This is a genomic window from Paracidovorax oryzae ATCC 19882 (assembly GCF_000687165.1).
Classification (GTDB): Bacteria; Pseudomonadota; Gammaproteobacteria; order Burkholderiales; family Burkholderiaceae_C; genus Paracidovorax; species Paracidovorax oryzae.
In genome coordinates this window covers 170,901-187,640 of record NZ_JMKU01000009.1, presented here as the reverse complement: position 1 = coordinate 187,640, position 16,740 = coordinate 170,901, and the positions used below count along the sequence as shown (strand labels likewise).

General features: G+C 67.4%; 15 protein-coding genes. 8 read left to right on the top strand and 7 right to left on the bottom strand.

The features are described 5' to 3' along the window. Positions 1-44: 44 nt before the first annotated feature. Together T336_RS0109400 and T336_RS0109395 are read right to left on the bottom strand one after the other, a co-directional pair. Entirely contained in the window at positions 45-692 is a 648-nt protein-coding gene (locus T336_RS0109400; RefSeq protein WP_019702254.1) for a phage tail protein, read from the bottom strand. Positions 693-1,207: 515 nt separating this feature from the next. After that, positions 1,208-1,819, bottom strand: a complete 612-nt coding sequence (locus T336_RS0109395; protein ID WP_026432341.1) for a hypothetical protein — start codon at positions 1,817-1,819, stop codon at positions 1,208-1,210. Positions 1,820-1,980: 161 nt separating this feature from the next. Here T336_RS0109395 and T336_RS0109390 point away from each other — a divergent pair, with 161 nt between their 5' ends. Further along, entirely contained in the window at positions 1,981-2,664 is a 684-nt protein-coding gene (locus T336_RS0109390; RefSeq protein WP_035208194.1) for a LexA family transcriptional regulator, read from the top strand. Between the two features lie 72 nt (positions 2,665-2,736). On the opposite strand, the gene T336_RS0109385 is transcribed toward T336_RS0109390, so the two are convergent. Continuing rightward, complete coding sequence (locus tag T336_RS0109385; RefSeq protein ID WP_051647105.1) at positions 2,737-3,714, bottom strand: endo-1,4-beta-xylanase; 978 nt, start codon at positions 3,712-3,714, stop codon at positions 2,737-2,739. An 873-nt stretch (positions 3,715-4,587) separates the two neighbouring features. Here T336_RS0109385 and T336_RS0109380 point away from each other — a divergent pair. Together T336_RS0109380 and T336_RS0109375 are read left to right on the top strand one after the other, a co-directional pair. Beyond that, positions 4,588-5,289 carry a LuxR C-terminal-related transcriptional regulator gene (locus T336_RS0109380; protein WP_019702258.1) on the top strand — a complete coding sequence of 234 codons (702 nt, stop codon included), beginning with the start codon at positions 4,588-4,590 and terminating at the stop codon, positions 5,287-5,289. A gap of 216 nt (positions 5,290-5,505) precedes the next feature. Next, entirely contained in the window at positions 5,506-5,907 is a 402-nt protein-coding gene (locus T336_RS0109375; RefSeq protein WP_019702259.1) for a hypothetical protein, read from the top strand. Positions 5,908-5,973: 66 nt separating this feature from the next. On the opposite strand, the gene hrcA is transcribed toward T336_RS0109375, so the two are convergent. Then, the gene (gene hrcA, locus T336_RS0109370) at positions 5,974-6,978 is read right to left on the bottom strand and encodes a heat-inducible transcriptional repressor HrcA (protein ID WP_013595899.1); all 1,005 of its coding nucleotides are present in this window, start codon (positions 6,976-6,978) and stop codon (positions 5,974-5,976) included. 29 nt (positions 6,979-7,007) lie between these two features. On the opposite strand from hrcA, the gene T336_RS0109365 reads away from it, so the two are divergent. Genes T336_RS0109365 through rapZ form a run of 3 tightly spaced genes read left to right on the top strand, consistent with a single transcriptional unit; the run spans position 7,008 to position 10,449 of the window. Further along, the gene (locus T336_RS0109365) at positions 7,008-7,904 is read left to right on the top strand and encodes an NAD kinase (protein ID WP_011796649.1); all 897 of its coding nucleotides are present in this window, start codon (positions 7,008-7,010) and stop codon (positions 7,902-7,904) included. A 2-nt stretch (positions 7,905-7,906) separates the two neighbouring features. Next, entirely contained in the window at positions 7,907-9,580 is a 1,674-nt protein-coding gene (recN, locus tag T336_RS0109360; protein WP_026432338.1) for a DNA repair protein RecN, read from the top strand. Beyond that, complete coding sequence (gene rapZ / locus T336_RS0109355) at positions 9,577-10,449, top strand: RNase adapter RapZ (protein WP_019702261.1); 873 nt, start codon at positions 9,577-9,579, stop codon at positions 10,447-10,449. The genes recN and rapZ overlap by 4 nt, the downstream gene beginning before the upstream one ends. Here rapZ and mutY read toward each other — a convergent pair. The 3 genes from mutY to mutM form a co-directional block, all read right to left on the bottom strand. Then, complete coding sequence (gene mutY, locus T336_RS0109350; RefSeq protein ID WP_026432337.1) at positions 10,446-11,522, bottom strand: A/G-specific adenine glycosylase; 1,077 nt, start codon at positions 11,520-11,522, stop codon at positions 10,446-10,448. The two genes, rapZ and mutY, sit on opposite strands and share 4 nt — an antisense overlap. Further along, a complete protein-coding gene (locus tag T336_RS0109345; protein ID WP_019702262.1) occupies positions 11,519-13,480 on the bottom strand; it encodes a dynamin family protein in 1,962 nt (653 codons plus the stop codon). The genes mutY and T336_RS0109345 overlap by 4 nt, the downstream gene beginning before the upstream one ends. An 86-nt stretch (positions 13,481-13,566) precedes the next feature. Continuing rightward, on the bottom strand, positions 13,567-14,382 hold the full coding sequence (gene mutM / locus T336_RS0109340) for a bifunctional DNA-formamidopyrimidine glycosylase/DNA-(apurinic or apyrimidinic site) lyase (RefSeq protein WP_026432336.1): 816 nt from the start codon (positions 14,380-14,382) through the stop codon (positions 13,567-13,569). A gap of 29 nt (positions 14,383-14,411) precedes the next feature. Between mutM and T336_RS0109335 the strand changes: the two genes are divergently transcribed. Together T336_RS0109335 and T336_RS0109330 are read left to right on the top strand one after the other, a co-directional pair. Beyond that, complete coding sequence (locus tag T336_RS0109335; protein WP_026432335.1) at positions 14,412-16,217, top strand: tetratricopeptide repeat protein; 1,806 nt, start codon at positions 14,412-14,414, stop codon at positions 16,215-16,217. Further along, on the top strand, positions 16,214-16,738 hold the full coding sequence (locus tag T336_RS0109330) for a lipoprotein insertase outer membrane protein LolB (protein WP_026432334.1): 525 nt from the start codon (positions 16,214-16,216) through the stop codon (positions 16,736-16,738). Before T336_RS0109335 ends, T336_RS0109330 begins: the two co-directional genes overlap by 4 nt. Positions 16,739-16,740 lie beyond the last annotated feature (2 nt).

The following is a 16,740-nucleotide window of genomic DNA, read 5'->3' as shown; positions in this document are numbered from 1 at the left end:
GGCATGAAAAAAGGCCCCGCAGGGCCTTGGGGCACCGGCCTGGATCAGGCCGTATAGCGGACCGGCCGGCCCTGCAGGGAGATGGTGGCGCGCACCTGCATCACCTGGCCCTTGGTCAGGGTGGGGGTCTCGTTGAACGACACGTAGCCGTTGTAGAGGATCACCGAGCCGTTGGGCAGCGCGACCTTCACTGCACGGATCGCGCGCGACTCGCCTGCGGCCTTGAGCGCCTGGTAGCCAGGCAGCGTGGGGTCGTCGCCGATGCCGATCTGGATGGACTGCGCACCGGTGACCGTGGGCAGCTGGCGTTCGTAGTCCTCCTCGAGGAACGAGAAGTTCGCGAACTGCTGGTCGCCGCCGTTGGTGGTGAACTCCAGGATCTGCGGGATCTGGGTCCAGGCCAGGATCTCGCGCAGCGAACCGGCGGACGAGCCCGCCGGGAAGCGGTTCACGTCGGCCGTATCGGAGCCAGCGATTTCCAGCGCATTCGCTGCGACATTGGCGGCCTTGAAGATCCGCTCGCTGATCTTCTGCCAGCCGGACTTCAGCTCGAAGAACGCGCCGTTGGCCAGCCCGTGCGCCGTGCTGGTGGCCACGCCGGGTGCTGCGTTGGAGATGGCGGTGACGGCCTTGGCGGTGCCGTAGCCGGTTGCGATGGCGACGGTTGCACCGTCGGGAAGGGAGACAGCCATGTTGGGCCTTTCAATGAAAAAAGCCCGCTTGCGCGGGCGGGTGGATGCCCTGTCGGGCGAAGATGGCCGTGAGGCCGGAAGTGGATGAACTGCGCGAAAAGAGAAACCTGGCCGGCTCTGCGGCTGCCCGGGGGGAGACGACCGGGGATGCTTACGCCAGGGCCGGAGCCGGCAAGCCGTATGTCATGAGGCGCCGCAGTACAGGCACCTGGACACTCGGACGCGCAAGCACGCACAGCACGCGGGGCTGCAACGGGCGCATCTCATGCCTCGCATGGCGAACCTTCCGATGAAAAAAACCCGCGACAGCAAACGCTGCGCGGGCTTTTTTAGTGGCGAACGAAAAAGCCCGCAGGGCAACAACACTGCGGGCTTCAAAAAAAGGACGTGCGCCTTCCTCAGGATCTACCGCAAACCACCCAGACCAGAGGCCTGAAAGTTGCTGCGGGCGTTCGACGAAGAGGCGTCGGGCAAGAGGATTATTCCCCCCTGCAATCGACTGATGCAATTCTAATTCAGCTTCTGATGGAATGCAAGCGATTTCCGATGGATTGGCGTGCCCGGTGCACGCAGTCGTCGATGAAATTGGCCATGCGGCGACCCGCCTCGCCATGCGGCACGCGGGAAAGGCCCGTGCCTGCGCACGCCTTGCATGCCCTGGATGAAAGCCGCGCCGTACCCGGCACGGACTCGAACTTGCGGCCTTCGCACGCCGAACACGTCGGCTGCAACCACCAATACAGCACTGCGGTAGCCACGGAATGCGGCGCATCGATGCGCCAGCGAGTCGCCTGCGCGGCCAGTTGCTCGCGCACTTGCGGCAGCGTCTTCAGCCGGGCGAGCACCTGGGCATGCCGGAGCGCGAGGCGTTGCTCCACGTCTTGCGACCGGTCCTTGGGCGAAGCATGGAGCATGTCGGACCGCGGCATGCCCGAATGGTCGGCCCCGTCGTATTCCGAATGCAGCCGCAGCAGCGCGCCTCCGACGCGGGAGCGGCTCCAGCCGGCAGCCACCAGAAGGTCCGCATCCGACCGGGACGCCCCCTCGCGCACGCAAAGACGGAGGTTGGAGGAGTTGCCGGCGGTGCTGTAGGCTTCCTGGACGGTGCGGGAATCGTTGCGGTACATGGTATTCCTTCAGAGGTAAGGGGGCGTCGGGCGGACCGGGAGCACCTGTGCAGGGCCTCAGCCCCGGTGTCTCGATCCATGCCTGTATTTAACACCATGTTTAAACAGGGGTCAAACAATTTGTTTAACAACATTTTGTTTAATCGATGGACAATCGCGCCATGCACGAAAGCGCCTTACGCCTCTACCAGGCCGCCTCCGAGATCAAGGACGTGACCGGCCAGTCCGCCGTCGCACGCCTGCTGGGAGAGTCCCCCCAGAACATCAAGAACTGGGAGATGCGGGGCGTTTCCAAGGCCGGCGCCCTGAAGGCGGAAGAACTCATCGGCTGCTCCGCCGCGTGGCTGCTGACCGGCGACAGGCACGCCGCCCCGGCGCACCGCAAGCCGAGCCAGCCCGCCGCAGTGTCCACATCGGGCAGCGTGACCGTGCCGCAGTTGGCGAATGCAGCATCCATGGGTGCAGGCAGCGAAATGGCGCACGAGGATGTGATGGTGGGCCGTCTCACGCTCTCCCCCACATGGATCGGCAGGACGCTGCGCGGCCTCAGCACCCCCGAGAACCTCCGCTTCATCCATGCCTATGGGGATTCCATGGAACCCACGTTCCTGGACGGTGACGTACTGCTGGTGGACGCAGGCGTACGCACGGTAGAAGTGGACGGCGTGTATGTCCTGGGAGCCCAGAACCGCCTCTTCATCAAGCGCGTGCGCCAGCGGCTGGACGGGGCCTACGAGATCAGCAGCGACAACCCCACCGTGAAGACGGTGGATGTACTGGAAGGCAAGCACGCGGTGGAAGTCCTGGGCAAAGTCATCTGGATCTGGAACGGACGGAAGATCTGACCCTGCGCACGGATTCAAACACCACGTTGAATCCTTCGGCACTCCCAGGCCCATGCCCCACTCACCGGCCCGTCACGGCCTGCTCGCCACGTAGTTGCGCAGCCACGTCAGCGCCGGGCGCTCCATGCCGTTCTCCCGGACCAGGTAGGCGCCTTCGGCGTCGCGCCACAGGCCAGGCCGGAAGCCCCACAGAGTCACGCCGCGCACGCCCGGGTGCTCCCAGAACATCGGGAACACGCGTTGGTAGCTGGCCAACTGTTGGGCATCGGTCGGCCCATCCAGATCGAACTCGGTGACGTAGATCGGCAAGCCTGTGGACGCCAGGATGTCGAGGTTGGAGCGCTGCAGCGACATGGGCGCGTAAGCGGTTTCAAAGGCATGTTCCTGCAGGCCGATCGCATCGATCAGATGCTCGCGCTGCAACAGCTGAATGATCCGGAGGTACTGGCGGGTGGCATTGGCGTTGCCGGTGATGCCGAAGTCATTGATCATCAGTTTGGCACGGGGAAAGTAATGCCGCGCCAGCCGGAACGCCTGCAGGACCCAGTCCCAGCCGGAAGAGCCTGCGCCACCCAGCGCCTGCATGTAATTGCCGCTGTCGGGATACCTGCCGTCGGGCTGGTTGTGGCCCGGCAGTATCTCGTTGGCCACTTCCACGAAGTCGATGTCGGGGTAGCGCTGCGCTACCGAGGCGAACCAATGCTCGATTGCGGCACGTTGCTCTGCCGGCGGCAACGTCCGCACCCAGGTTGGTTGTTGGCTGCCCCACACCAGTTGGTGGAACTGGAAAGGCATGCGGTTCTTCTTTGCGAAGTTGTACGCCTCGTCGAGAGCCCTCCAGTCCATGCGGCCGCGAACCGCCTCCACGCTGCCCCATTTCCCGGCGTTTTCGGGCGTGACCTTGTTCCAGTACTTGGCGAAATCCTGCGCCTCCGGCGCGCTATAGGCGCACCCCAGGAAACGCTGCTTGCCGGCAGCGATGGGCGCGGCACCGGCCGCGCCGGCGAAGGAGAGCGACAGCGCGAACAAAAACGATGTCAGTTTTTTCATGGGCACCTTCCGATAGTGGGACTTCGATCTCGATGGCTGGGAGATCAACGGCACCATATCGAAGCGGAGACGCACGTGTCGTCTTCGGAGCGAACCCGTGATGCAGCGAGCGAAACGCGGATGCTGGCCGCACTGGCGGCATCGACATCCACCAGCAGCCCCCATCAGCCCCCATCAGCCCGCGCGAAAGCACTCCGCTTCTCGGTGGCGGGGCACCCAAGGGGGCATGCGGCTGTAGCCGGCGTCGGGCGACGCGGGTCGCCACGATTTTGTGTATGTGGTAGGCCGTGCTGGGCTCGAACCAGCGACCAAAGGATTATGCGTGCCACTTCGGCTTTCGCCGCCCGTTTCCGGTTCGTGGCCTGGACTCTGTCTTGCCTTTCGGCCTTCCCGTCGAGTCTCTACACGTTCCCTCCTTGCGGAGGGCTTCGCTCGGCGTTGGCATAGCGCGCAGGGCGCGCAGTAGCGTTCACCGAATTTGAGAAGTTCTACTTCAAGGCAGAGCGAACTTACCTTGAGCAACCCATTGGGTGCCGCTCCATTCCCAGGCCGTCGCCTGGGGACAGGAACCTCCCCGTCAAGTCCTCTGCTCTAACCAACTGAGCTAACGGCCCACAGCCTGCGATTGTCGCATACGCAGCTGGGCCACGAAAAAAACCAATGCATACGTTTTTGCGGAACGCGCAACCCCTTCGGTCGCCGATCGGCTCCTGGAACCCAGCATATGGAACATCAACGAGCCCCCGCACGGCCCCGTTTCACTCGGACGCCTGGACATAGGTTTTGTAACCGGCCGGCGACCGCGCGTCGGTTACTCTCGAAAGTTACGGTCGAGTTGCTTTTGATGATCCGGCCTGATAGCCCGAACGTCGCATGCCCCTGTCCGCCTTTTCCCGCCTTCCTCTGTCGCACTACGCGCTTGTCGTCGATGACCATCCACTCGTTGCACGTGGCATGGCCGAGTTCCTGCGCCTCCACCCCCGGTTGGAGGAGGCCCGCCATGCCCACGAAACATCCGAGGCCCTGCGCATCATTGCCTCGAATGGCTCGCCCATCCTGGCGCTGGTGGATTTCTGGCTCGCGGAGGGTGCCGCAACGTCTTTCATCGACAATCTTTTCGCGATGTCCCCTGGAACACGCGTGCTGATCGTGAGCGCGGACCACCATCCGGCCATCGTGCTCAAGGCCCGGGCCAGCGGCGCCCACGGATTCATCCACAAGCGGGAACCGCCCGAGGCCTTCCACGCGGCCATCAACGCCGTGCTCGACGGCACCCCCTGGTTCGACGCCGGGGCGACGGCATGCCTTTCCAGCACGGCCACCACCACAGCCATCGGCGCCACGACACCCCGCGAGATCCATCTCTCACCTGCCGATCTCGGCCTGACCCCGCGCCAGGGGCAGATCCTCGCGCTGGTCCTGGAGGGACTGCCCAACAAACCCATCGCGAATGCGCTGCACCTGTCGGAGCACACGGTCAAGGAGCACCTCACGGCCATCCTCCAGAAGCTCGGCGCGAGCAACCGGGTGGAACTGATCTCCAGGCTGCGCGGCGTCCGGATGGATGAATCCTGATCCGCCCGGCGCAGCCGCGCCAAGCCTGGCCCGGTCCGGCCGACACAAGGGGTTACGCAATTCCTGCCCCGGCGGGGGGCCGGCCGAAGGGGCGGCCACGTATAAATCCGCGTTCCCCTCGAAGAACCAGCCGGTTCGGGTGCGGGGATCCCATCGACCTGGAAACTGAAAAACGTATGGCGGGTCCGCACACGGCCGGCCCGGATTGGAGAAAACATGAGGATCGCCACCCCATTGCTTGTCATCGGCCTGCTCGTTGCCCCTGCGGCCTGGTCCGCCAACCGCGCCTGCGTGATCGAGGGCACCGTCTCCGTCGCGGGTTCCGGGACGGCGGTGAAAGACTGCATGGAGTTCTCGTCCGACGTCACGGCGGAGCAACTCAAGAGCAGCTGCGACGCGGTCGCACAGGCATCGGCCGGACTGGGTGGCAAGCCGGGCAAGGTGACACTCATGCGCCAGTGTCCGCGGCCTGCCAGCGGTGCGTGCAAGGGACTGATGGGCCGGCCGCTCGATGCCTACTATTACGGGCTGTCGGCCGATGCGATCCAGCAGAAGCGGCAAGCCTGCGAAACCTCGACCGCGGTGATCAAGGGCGGTACGTGGAGCGACGGCCGGTAAACCGCCTGCCCTCCCGGCCTTCCGGTCCGCCATGGCCGCGTGCCGCGCCATCCGGGCCGGGCAACCCTAGCGACGATGGCTCAGCGCATTGGTCACCAGCTTGGAGGTGATGTCCACGATCTGGATCATGCGATCGTAGGGCATGCGCGTGGGGCCGATGACGCCCAGCGTGCCCACGACCTGCCCGTCCACCTCATACGGGGCGCTGACCACCGACAGCTCCTCGAAAGGCACGACCTGGCTTTCGCCTCCAATAAAGATGCGCACGCCTTCGGCCCGGTTGGAAACGTCCAGCAGGCGCAGTATCTGGGTCTTCTGCTCGAAGAGGTCGAAGGCCTTGCGCAGGTTGCCCATGTCGTTGGAGAAATCGCTCAGGGCCAGCAGGTTGCGCTCGCCGGAGATGACCACCTCCTCCTGCGAGGCGGCCATGGCCTCGGAGCCGACGTTCACCGCGGCCTGCATGAGGGAAGCGATCTCTCCGCGCAACTGGTCCACCTCGGTCTTGAGCCGCTCGCGCACCTCGTCCATCCCCAGGCCGGAATAGTGGCTGTTGAGGAAGTTGGCGGCCTCGGCCAGTTGCGACTGGGAATGGTCCACTTCGGTGAAGATCACGCGGTTCTGCACATCGCCGTCCGGCGAGACGATGATGACGAGCAGGCGCCGTTCCGAGAGGCGCAGGAACTCGATGTGGCGGAAGACCGACGGCCGGCGCGGAGCCATGACCACGCCCACGAACTGCGAGAGGCTCGACAGCAGCTGCGCGGCGTTCGCGATGACCTTCTGCGGCTGGTCGGCCGCGAGTTCGGGGGAGCACAGCTCGCCGCGCTGCACCGTCAACATGGTGTCAACGAACAGCCGGTACCCTTTGGCCGTGGGGATGCGGCCCGCGGAGGTATGGGGGCTGGCGATCAGCCCGATGTCCTCCAGGTCCGCCATGACATTGCGTATGGTGGCCGGAGAGAGGTCCAGGCCCGACGCTTTCGACAACGTGCGCGAACCCACCGGCTGGCCGTCGGCGATGTAGCGCTCGATCAGCGCTTTGAGCAACAACTTGGCACGGTCGTCGAGCATTGAATCATTTTAATGATCTAATTTCCGTGATGAAGCTCAGGTTCCAACGCGTGGCGCTCGTCGGCAAGTACCAGGCGCCCACTTCTGCAGGCATGTCCGACAGTTCGCGCGACGCGCTGGACGGCATCGCCAGATTCCTGGCCAACGAAGGGTGCGAGGTCGCCCTCGAGGCGGATACCGCTGCGAACACGGGGTTCACCGACTACCCTGCGCTCTCCGTGGAGCGCATCGGGCTGGACTGCGATCTCTGCCTCGTGGTGGGCGGCGACGGCACGATGCTGGGCGTCGGCCGGCAGCTCGCGCAGTACCGAACGCCGCTGATCGGCATCAACCAGGGCCGGCTCGGCTTCATCACCGATATCCCCCTGGGCGAGTACCCGACGGTCCTCAAGCCCATGCTGCGCGGAGAGTACGAGGAAGACCTGCGTCCCCTCATGCGGGCCCGGGTGATGCGCCAGGGCCAGTGTGTGTTCGAGGCTCTGGCGATGAACGACGTGGTGGTCAACCGCGGTTCCACGTCCGGGATGGTGGAACTGCGCGTGGAAGTGGGTGGCCATTTCGTGTCCAACCAGCGCGCAGACGGCCTCATCATCGCTTCGCCCACGGGCTCCACCGCCTATGCCCTGTCCGCAGGCGGCCCGATGCTGCACCCGACGATTCCCGGCTGGGTGCTGGCGCCGATCGCGCCGCATACGCTGTCGAACCGGCCCATCGTGCTGTCGGACAGCATGGAGGTGGCCGTGGAGGTCGTCAGCGGCCGCGACGTCAGCGCGAATTTCGACATGCAGTCGCTCGCATCCCTGCAGCACGGCGACCGCATATTGGTACAGCGCTCGGACTACCGGGCGCGCTTTCTCCATCCGCGCGGCTGGAACTATTTCGCCACGCTGCGCAAGAAGCTCCGCTGGAACGAAGGAGGCTACTGAGCATGGCGTTGAAGCGGATCGCACTGCGTGATTTCGTGATCGTCGAGTCCCTCGAGCTCGACCTCCATACCGGATTCACCGTCCTGACCGGCGAGACCGGCGCCGGCAAGTCCATCCTCATCGACGCGCTGCAGCTGTTGCTGGGCGCGCGCGCCGACCCGGGCGTGGTCCGGGAAGGTGCGGCGTCCACGGACCTGTGCGCCGAGTTCGATGGCACCCCCGCCATCGCGGCCTGGCTGGACGATGCAGGCATCCCTCCGGAAGACGGCCTGCTGCTGCGCCGCACCATCGACACCCAGGGCAAGAGCCGCGCGTGGATCAACGGGGTGCCGGTGACCGCGACGCAGATGCGCACCCTGGGCTCCCACCTGCTCGACATCCACGGACAGCATGCCTGGCAGAGCCTCACGCGCGCGGACGCGGTGCGCGGCCTGCTGGATGCATACGGCGGCATCCGCCCGGAAGGCCTGCAGCCCCTCTGGACGCGCTGGCGCGACGACCGCAAGGCACTGGATGCCGCCGTCGCGGGCCAGAACGACATCCAGCAGGAGCGTGACCGGCTCCAGTGGCAGATCGCGGAGATGCAGAAGCTCGCCCCCGCCGATGGCGAATGGGAAGAACTGAACGCGCAGCACACGCGCCTGTCGCATGCGCAGGCGCTGATCGACACGGCACAGGACGCGCTGTCGGCGCTGGAAGATGATGAATCGGGTGCGCACGGCCCGCTGGTACGCGCCCGCGGCCTGCTGGAAGCCAAGGCATCGCTCGACCCGCAGTTCCAGTCCATGCTGGACGTGCTGGCGTCCTGCCTGGCCCAGGCATCGGACGTGGCGCATTCGCTCCAGTCCTACCTGCGCCACACCGACGTGGACCCGGACCGGCTCGAAACGCTGGATGCGCGCATGGGTCTCTGGATGTCGCTGGCACGGCGCTTCAAGCGCCAGCCGCAGGACCTGCCCGCACTGCTCGCCGGCTGGGAGGAAGAGCTCGCACGCCTGGACGGGGCCTCGGACGTGGAAGCCCTCGCGGAGCAGGCCCGCAAAAGCGAAGCCGCCTACATGCAGGCCGCCCGGGAGATTTCGCAGAAGCGCGCCAAGGCCGCTCCACAGCTCGCTCGCGCCATCACCCAGGCCATGCAGGGCCTGGGCATGAAGGGCGGCCGCTTCGACGTGGCGCTCGACACGCAGGCCGAGCCGGGCCCGCACGGGCTGGACAGCGTGGCGTTCCTGGTAGCGGGCCACCAGGGGGTGACGCCTCGCCCGATCGGCAAGGTGGCCTCGGGCGGCGAGCTGTCGCGCATCTCGCTGGCGATCTCGGTGACCACCAGCCGCCTGGGCGAAGCGCCGACGCTGATCTTCGACGAGGTCGATTCCGGTGTCGGCGGCTCCGTTGCGGAAACCGTGGGGCAGCTGATGCAGCGTCTCGGCCGCGACCGGCAGGTACTGGCGGTGACCCACCTGCCGCAGGTGGCCGCGTGCGCGGACCACCACCTGGTCGTGTCCAAGCGCTCCCGCCAGCAGGGAACGGTCAGCACGGTGGCCGCTGCGGAAGGCGACCGCCGCATCCAGGAAATGGCACGCATGCTCGGCGGCGAGCGCGCTTCGGCCGCCACCCTGGCGCACGCCCGCGAGATGCTGGACAACAGCCGCGCGGCAGCCAAGGGAGCCAGAGCATGACGGCCAGCACCCTGGAGATCGTGCTGATCACGGGCATGTCGGGCTCCGGCAAGTCCGTGGCGCTGCATGCGCTGGAAGACGCGGGCTACTACTGCGTGGACAACCTGCCCCCGGAGCTGCTCGCGGCCTTCGTGGCGCTGGAGCACCAGCACCACGGCAACCGGGTGGCCATCGCCATGGACGTGCGCAGCGCCACGGCGCTGCCCCTGGTGCCGCAGCAGCTGCGCCGCCTGCGCGCGGAAGGCGTGACCGTGCATTCGCTGTTCCTGGATGCCACCACGGACACGCTGGTGCGCCGCTTTTCGGAAACGCGCCGCCGCCATCCGCTGTCCCGCGATGAATGGTATGGCGAGCCGCATGCGCTCCTGGAAACCATCGAACTCGAGCGCGAACTGCTTGCCGACCTGCGCGAGCAATCGCACGTGATCGACACCAGCGCCATCCGCGCCGCGCAGCTGCAGGGCTACGTGAAGAGCCTGATGCCCGCGCTGCCCGGGCAACTGACACTGGTGTTCCAGTCGTTCGCGTTCAAGCGGGGCGTGCCGGTGGACGCGGACTATGTCTTCGACGTGCGCATGCTGCCGAACCCGCACTACGAGCCGGGCCTGCGCCACCTCACGGGCAAGGACCAGCCGGTGGTGCATTACCTGGAACAGGCCCCGGAGGTGCTGCAGATGCGCGAGCACATCTCCGGCTTCCTGGGACACTGGCTCGAGCCGCTGGCACAGAACCACCGCAGCTATGTCACGGTGGCGATCGGCTGCACGGGCGGGCAGCACCGGTCCGTCTATCTCGTCGAGCAACTCGCAGCCGAATTTTCAGACCGCTGGACGACGTTGCGGCGCCACCGGGAACTCGACGGACGCTAGGCGGCGGGCAGCCGCAATTGGTCCAGGAGCTTGCGCACGGGGGCCGGCAATCCCAGCGCCTTCCATTGCGCGGCCGTGTACCAGCCCCCCTCCTGCCCGGCTCCGGCCTGGCCGGCCGCGGCATGCGCCGGCCCTGGCACCAGCAGGGGATGCAGGTGCAGGTCCCGGTGCGTGAGGACATGGAACACGGCATCCAGTTCCCGCGGCGGGCGGACCACGCCCCGCTGTGCCAGCCAGTCCCGGACCTCCTCCCGGCTGTCGAACATGGGCGGGCAATGCAGGCCGGCCCAGATGCCCTCGGACGGCCTGCGCTGCAGCCAGAGGCGCCCCTCGCCATCGTGCAGCAGCGGAAACCACCATGCCTGCGCCCGCCGCAGCAGCTTGCGCGTGCGCACGGGGTAATCCTCGGGGTTGCCGGCCTGGGCCGCAGCGCACTGCGGCTGCAGGGGACAGAGAATGCAGGCGGGCTTGCGCGGCGTGCAGAGGCTCGCACCCAGGTCCATCAGGCCCTGCGTGTAGCGGGGCATGGATTCCTGCAGGTCGCCGCGCGGCAGCAACTCGCTGGCGCGATCCCACAGGTCACGCTCGTTGCGGGCAACGGCCAGGTCGGCATCGAAGCCGAGCACCCGCGTGAGCACCCGCCGGACGTTGGCGTCCAGGATCGGCACGCGCTCCGCGAAGCAGAACGAGGCGATGGCGCCGGCCGTGGAACGGCCGATGCCGGGCAGGCCGGCCAGCGCCTCGGCGGAGCGCGGAAACTCTCCGCCGTACCGGTCCACGATCTCCTTGGCGCACCGGTGCAGGTTGCGGGCGCGGCTGTAGTAGCCAAGCCCGCTCCAGAGGGCCATGACGTCGTCCTCCGGCGCCGCGGCCAGGGCCCGCACATCGGGAAACCGCTCCAGGAACCGGGCGTAGTAATCCAGTACGGTGCTGACCTGCGTCTGCTGCAGCATGATTTCGGACAGCCAGACCCGGTAGGGGTCGCGCGTCTGCTGCCAGGGCAGGTGGTTGCGGCCATGCACGGCCTGCCAGCGCACCACTTCGGTGGCGATGTCGGGGGCCGCGCGCTTCATGCGGACAGCGGCGTCCGGGGCTGCGGCTTGCCGTTTTCCGCCGGCAGGGAAGCCAGCCGCTCCGTCAGCTCGTGCAGGCGCGCCTCCAGTTGCGCGAGTTCCTGCTCGGCCTGCTCGATCTCCGAGATGCGCTCCACGAGTCCGCTGGCGGCATGCTGGATGCGGTCCACGGCCTCGATGCGCCGGGCGAAGCTGCGCTTGCGCTCGCGCAACTGCGCGTCGAGTTGGGCCGTGGCGGACTTGCTCCACAGCTCCAGGTCGTTCGCGGCCGATTCGAACACGGTACGCAGCCGCATTCCCAGCGCCCGCACGAGGCGGTGGGTGAAATCGGGCTGCGCCAGCCGCAGGGTGTTGCCAACGCCGATGTATTGCAGGTGGCGGGCCTCGATCTGCTGGATCTCCGTCAGGAAGCCATCGAGCCGGGGCGTGGCGGGCACCTGCAGGGAGAAGCCGAAATCCGCATTGAGCTGGCGGAACGTTCCCCCCAGCATGGCGTGGATCTCGGTGGCCGACGCCTGGGCCTTGTCCATGATGGCACGCAGGCGCTCGAACGTTTCCGCGTACACCTTGCGGACCCCGAGCTTCAGACCCTTTTGCTGGAGGGTTTCGATCAGCGACGTCATCTCCGCCTTCAGCGAGCGCGCGCCCAGGTCATGGAAGATGTCGCGCAGCAGCTTCAGGTGCACGGCACGCACCGCCTGGATCTTGGCGGCGCTGGCGTCGAATTCGCGCTGCTCCTGCTCGATGCGCACGCGCATGGACTCGATCACCGATGCATTCTTGCCGCGCAGGCTGCGCAGCTCCAGCATCTGGTCGTCCAGGTCGCGGCGGCGGATATTGATCGTCCGGCCCGCCTCCGAGCGCAGGGAGGCCACGCCGGCCGTCACGGCCGAACGCAGGATGGCCTGGCGCTTGCCCATCACGCCCTGCCCCAGCGCATCCTCCAGCGCCGGCAGTCCGCTCGATTCCAGCAGCACGTCATCGCAATGGATCTTGGACACCAGGCCCTTCTGGGCGGACACCAGAAGCACCTGGCCAGGCGCCACGCCCAGCATGTCGGCGGAGGCCAGGCGCTGGCGGTCCAGCTGCTCCTGCACCTGGGTCGGGGAGTTCAGCGTGTCCCACAAGGTATCGATCTTGTTGAGCACCACCAGCTGTGCGTCCGCATGGCCCACGGACGGCGCCACGTGCTGGCGCCAGATCTCCAGGTCCGACCGCGTGACGCCGGTATCCGCACCCAGGATGAACACCACGGCATGGGCCTGCGGGATGAGATTGATGGTGAGCTCGGGCTCCGCACCCACGGCGTTGAGGCCGGGGGTGTCCAGGATGACCAGGCCCTGCCGCAACAGGGGATGGGGGATGTTGATCAGCGCGTGGCGCCACGCCGGCACCTCCACCAGTCCTTTCGCGTCGGGCACGGGGTTTTCCTGCGGCTGGTCGTCGTGCCAGAAGCCGAGGGCCCGTGCCTCGTCCTGCGTGACCCGGCGCACCTCCGAAACCTTCTCGATGGCCTGGGCCAGCTGCTCGGCGTCGCCGACATTCAGCGGGACTTCGCTCCACTGGTCCGGCCGCAGCCGCCATTCGGCCAGCCCCTGGGGCTGCGTGCGCGTCTCGATGGGCAGCAGCCGCAGGCTGTTGGGCAGCGCCGGGTCATACCCGAGCTCGGTCGGGCACATCGTGGTGCGCCCCGCGCTGGCCGGCATGATGCGGCGGCCATAGTCGGCAAAGAAGATCGCGTTGATGAGCTCGGACTTGCCACGGGAGAACTCCGCGACGAATGCGACCATGACCTTGTCGCTGCGCACCTGGTCTTCCAGGCGGCGCAGCTTTTCCTCGATGGCCGCATCCATGAGGGCATGCGACGACATCCATTCCCCCAGGTGCTTCAGCTGCAGCGCGAAAGCGCGCCGCCAGGCGCCATGCTGGTCGAATTGCTCGTTGAAAGAAGGTCCCACGGTGCTCCTGGAGGTGGATGCTGCGCTGCGGCCCTGCAGGCACGTGCAAAATATATCAGCACCCCGGGCCAGATTGCCCGCCCAAATCACGGCCGCTGGCAGCGGATGCAATAGTACGTGCTGCGCTGCCCCTGCCGCATGGAACGTATCGGCGTTCCGCAGGTACGGCACGGCAGGCCCTCGCGCCCATAGACGTGGGCTTCGAGCTGGAAATGCCCGGCATTGCCATCCACGCCGGCGAAGTCCCGCAGTGTGCTGCCGCCGCGCTCCACCGCCCGGGCCAGCACCGTGCGGATCGCCTCGTGCAGGCGCCGGGCGCGCAGCGGCCCGATCGACGAAGCACGCGCCGTCGGCCGGATGCCGGCCAGGAACAGCGCCTCGGACGCATAGATATTTCCGACACCGACCACCGCGCTGCCCCCCAGCAGGAACTGCTTGACGGGCAGCCGGCTGGCACGCAGCGCCGCTACGAAGCCCTCCAGCGTGAAGGTATCGCCGAGCGGTTCCACCCCGAGCCGGCCCAGCAGCTTCACCGCCTGCGGGCTCGTTTCGGAATCCGCCCAGACGACGGCCCCGAAGCGGCGCGGGTCCTTCAGGCGGAGGGTGCCCCGGCTGGTGGCCATGAGGAAATGGTCGTGCGCGCCGGGCGACTCGGCACTCCGGTCGAAGCGCAGGCTCCCGGACATGCCCAGATGGATCAGCAGCATGCCGCGGTCCAGGTCCACCAGCAGGTATTTGCCGCGGCGCCGCACGGCCACCACGCGCAGGCCGTGCAGGTCTTCGGGAGCGCAGCCCAGGGGCCAGCGCAGCGACTTCCCCAGGACCACGGACTCGATCACCGCGCCCGCCATGACGTCCGCGATGCCGCGGCGCGTGACTTCCACCTCTGGCAACTCAGGCATATGGTCGGGCTCCGGAAACTGTATCTGGCATGGATTATTATGAGTCGATGGAGCAATCACATCGACTTCGGAGTGCCGCATTCCTGTGCGCACTGTGTGCCGTCGCGGCGCCCTCTTTCGCGGCACCGGCTGCTCCCCCACCTCCATCCGCGCGGGCACCGCAGGCGGAACTGCAGGTGGAGAACATCCCCAACAGCGAGGCCCGTGCGGCCCTGGACGCCGAGCTGTTCTACGACATCCTCGTCGGCGAACTGAGCACCAGCCAGGGAGACCCCGGCACGGGCTATGCCCTCATGCTCGAGGCCGCACGGCGCAGTGGCGACGCCCAGCTCTACCGGCGCGCGACGGACATCGCGCTGCAGTCGCGTTCCGGCGAATACGCCCTGGCGGCCGCGCGCGCCTGGAAGGAAGCCCAGCCCCAGTCGCGCGAGGCCAATCGCTACGTGCTGCAGATCCTCATCGCGCTCAACCGCATTCCCGAGACGGGCGACCTGCTGCGGCAGGAACTGGCGCAGTCTCCGGCGAAGGACCGGCTGCTGACCCTCCAGGCCATTCCGCAACTGTACGGACGCGCGTCGGACAAGGCAGCCGCGGCCGCCATCGTCGAGAAGGCCCTGGCGGAGCAATTGCAGAACCCGGCGGCCGGCCCGCTCGCCTGGACGGCGCTGGGACGGATGCGGCTCGCTGCCGGCGACCGCAAGGGCGCGCTGGAGGCCGCCCGCAACGCCCTGGCGCAGGAGCCCACGCTGGACGCCGCGGCGCTGCTCTCGCTGCAGCTCATGGAAGCGGGAGAAGCCGACGCCGAGCCGCTGGTGGCCCGCTACATGGGCGGCAAGCCCCAGCCGGAGATCCGCATGGCCTATGCGGGGATCCTGCTCAACCTGCAGCGCTATTCCGAGGCCGGGATGCAAGTGGACCTGCTCACGCGGGAAGCCCCGGACATGGCGGAGGCCTGGCTGCTGAAGGCAACCCTGGCCCTGCAATCCGACCGGCTGCAGGAATCCGAAGCGGCGCTGGAGCAGTTCGAACGCCTGCTGCAGTCCTATCCGCCCACGGACCCGCGCAAGGCCGCCATCGGCCAGGCCTACCTGCTGCGCTCGCAGATCGCCGAGAAGCGCGGCGACCTCGCCCAGGCGGAAGCCTGGCTGGGCAAGATCGAGAACTCGGCCGAACTCCTGGCCGCCCAGACGCGGCGCGCTTCGCTGCTGGCACGGCAGGGCAAGCTGGACCAAGGCATCGCACTGATCCGCCGCCTGCCGGCGCGCAATCCGCTGGAAGAGCGCCAGAAGCTCGTGGCCGAGGCGCAACTGTTGCGCGATGCCAAGCAATACCAGAAGGCTTTCGAGGTGCAGGGCAAGGCCGTCGCCATGGCGCCGGAAGACTACGACCTGGCGTATGACCAGGCCATGCTGGCCGAGAAGGCCGGCGACCTGGCCGGCATGGAGCGGCTGCTGCGCCAGATCATCGAAAAGCGTCCCGACTACCACCACGCCTACAACGCGCTCGGCTATTCGCTGGCCGAGCGCGGCATCCGCCTCCAGGAGGCCCGGCAGTTGATCCAGAAGGCCCTGACCTACGCGCCCAAGGACCCGTTCATCACCGACAGCCTGGGCTGGGTGGAGTTCCGCCTGGGCAACCATGCCGAGGCGGCGCGCGTGCTGGGCGATGCCTTCCAGCGCCAGCCCGATCCCGAGATCGCGGCCCACCTGGGCGAGGTGCTGTGGACCATGGGCGAGCGCTCCAGGGCCCTGGAGGTCTGGCGCACCGGGCTCCAGCTGAACAAGGACAACGAAACGCTGCAGGAAACCATCAAGCGGCTGAAGGCCACGCCGTGAGGGCGGCGCCCTTGCCGGCGATGCCGTTGCGCCGCAGCCTGGTCGGGGCCCTGGCCGGATGCGCCCTGGTGCTGGCGGGATGCGCCAGCCCGCCCCGCCCGTCCAGGACCGCGGAGCAGGCGGGTAACCGGCAATGGAACGGCCGCATGGCGCTGCAGGTGGATGATCCCGCAGTGAACCCTGTCAGCGCCGGGTTCGAACTGAGCGGCGGACCGCAGCAGGGAGAACTCGTGCTCCTGAATCCCCTGGGCAACGTGCTCGCCACCCTGCAATGGTCGCCTGCCGGCGCCGTGCTGCAAAAGGGCGTCGAGCGCCGCACGTCCGCATCGCTCGACGCGCTGGTGCTTGAACTGACGGGCAGCGCCCTGCCCGTCGCCGCGCTCTTCGCCTGGCTCGATGGCGACGCCGTGGCAGTGCCCGGCTGGACGGTCGATACCAGCAGGCTGGAAGACGGCCGGCTGACCGCCCGGCGCCAGAGCCCGCTGCCGGAGGCCACGCTGCGCATCGTGCTGGACCGCTGAGC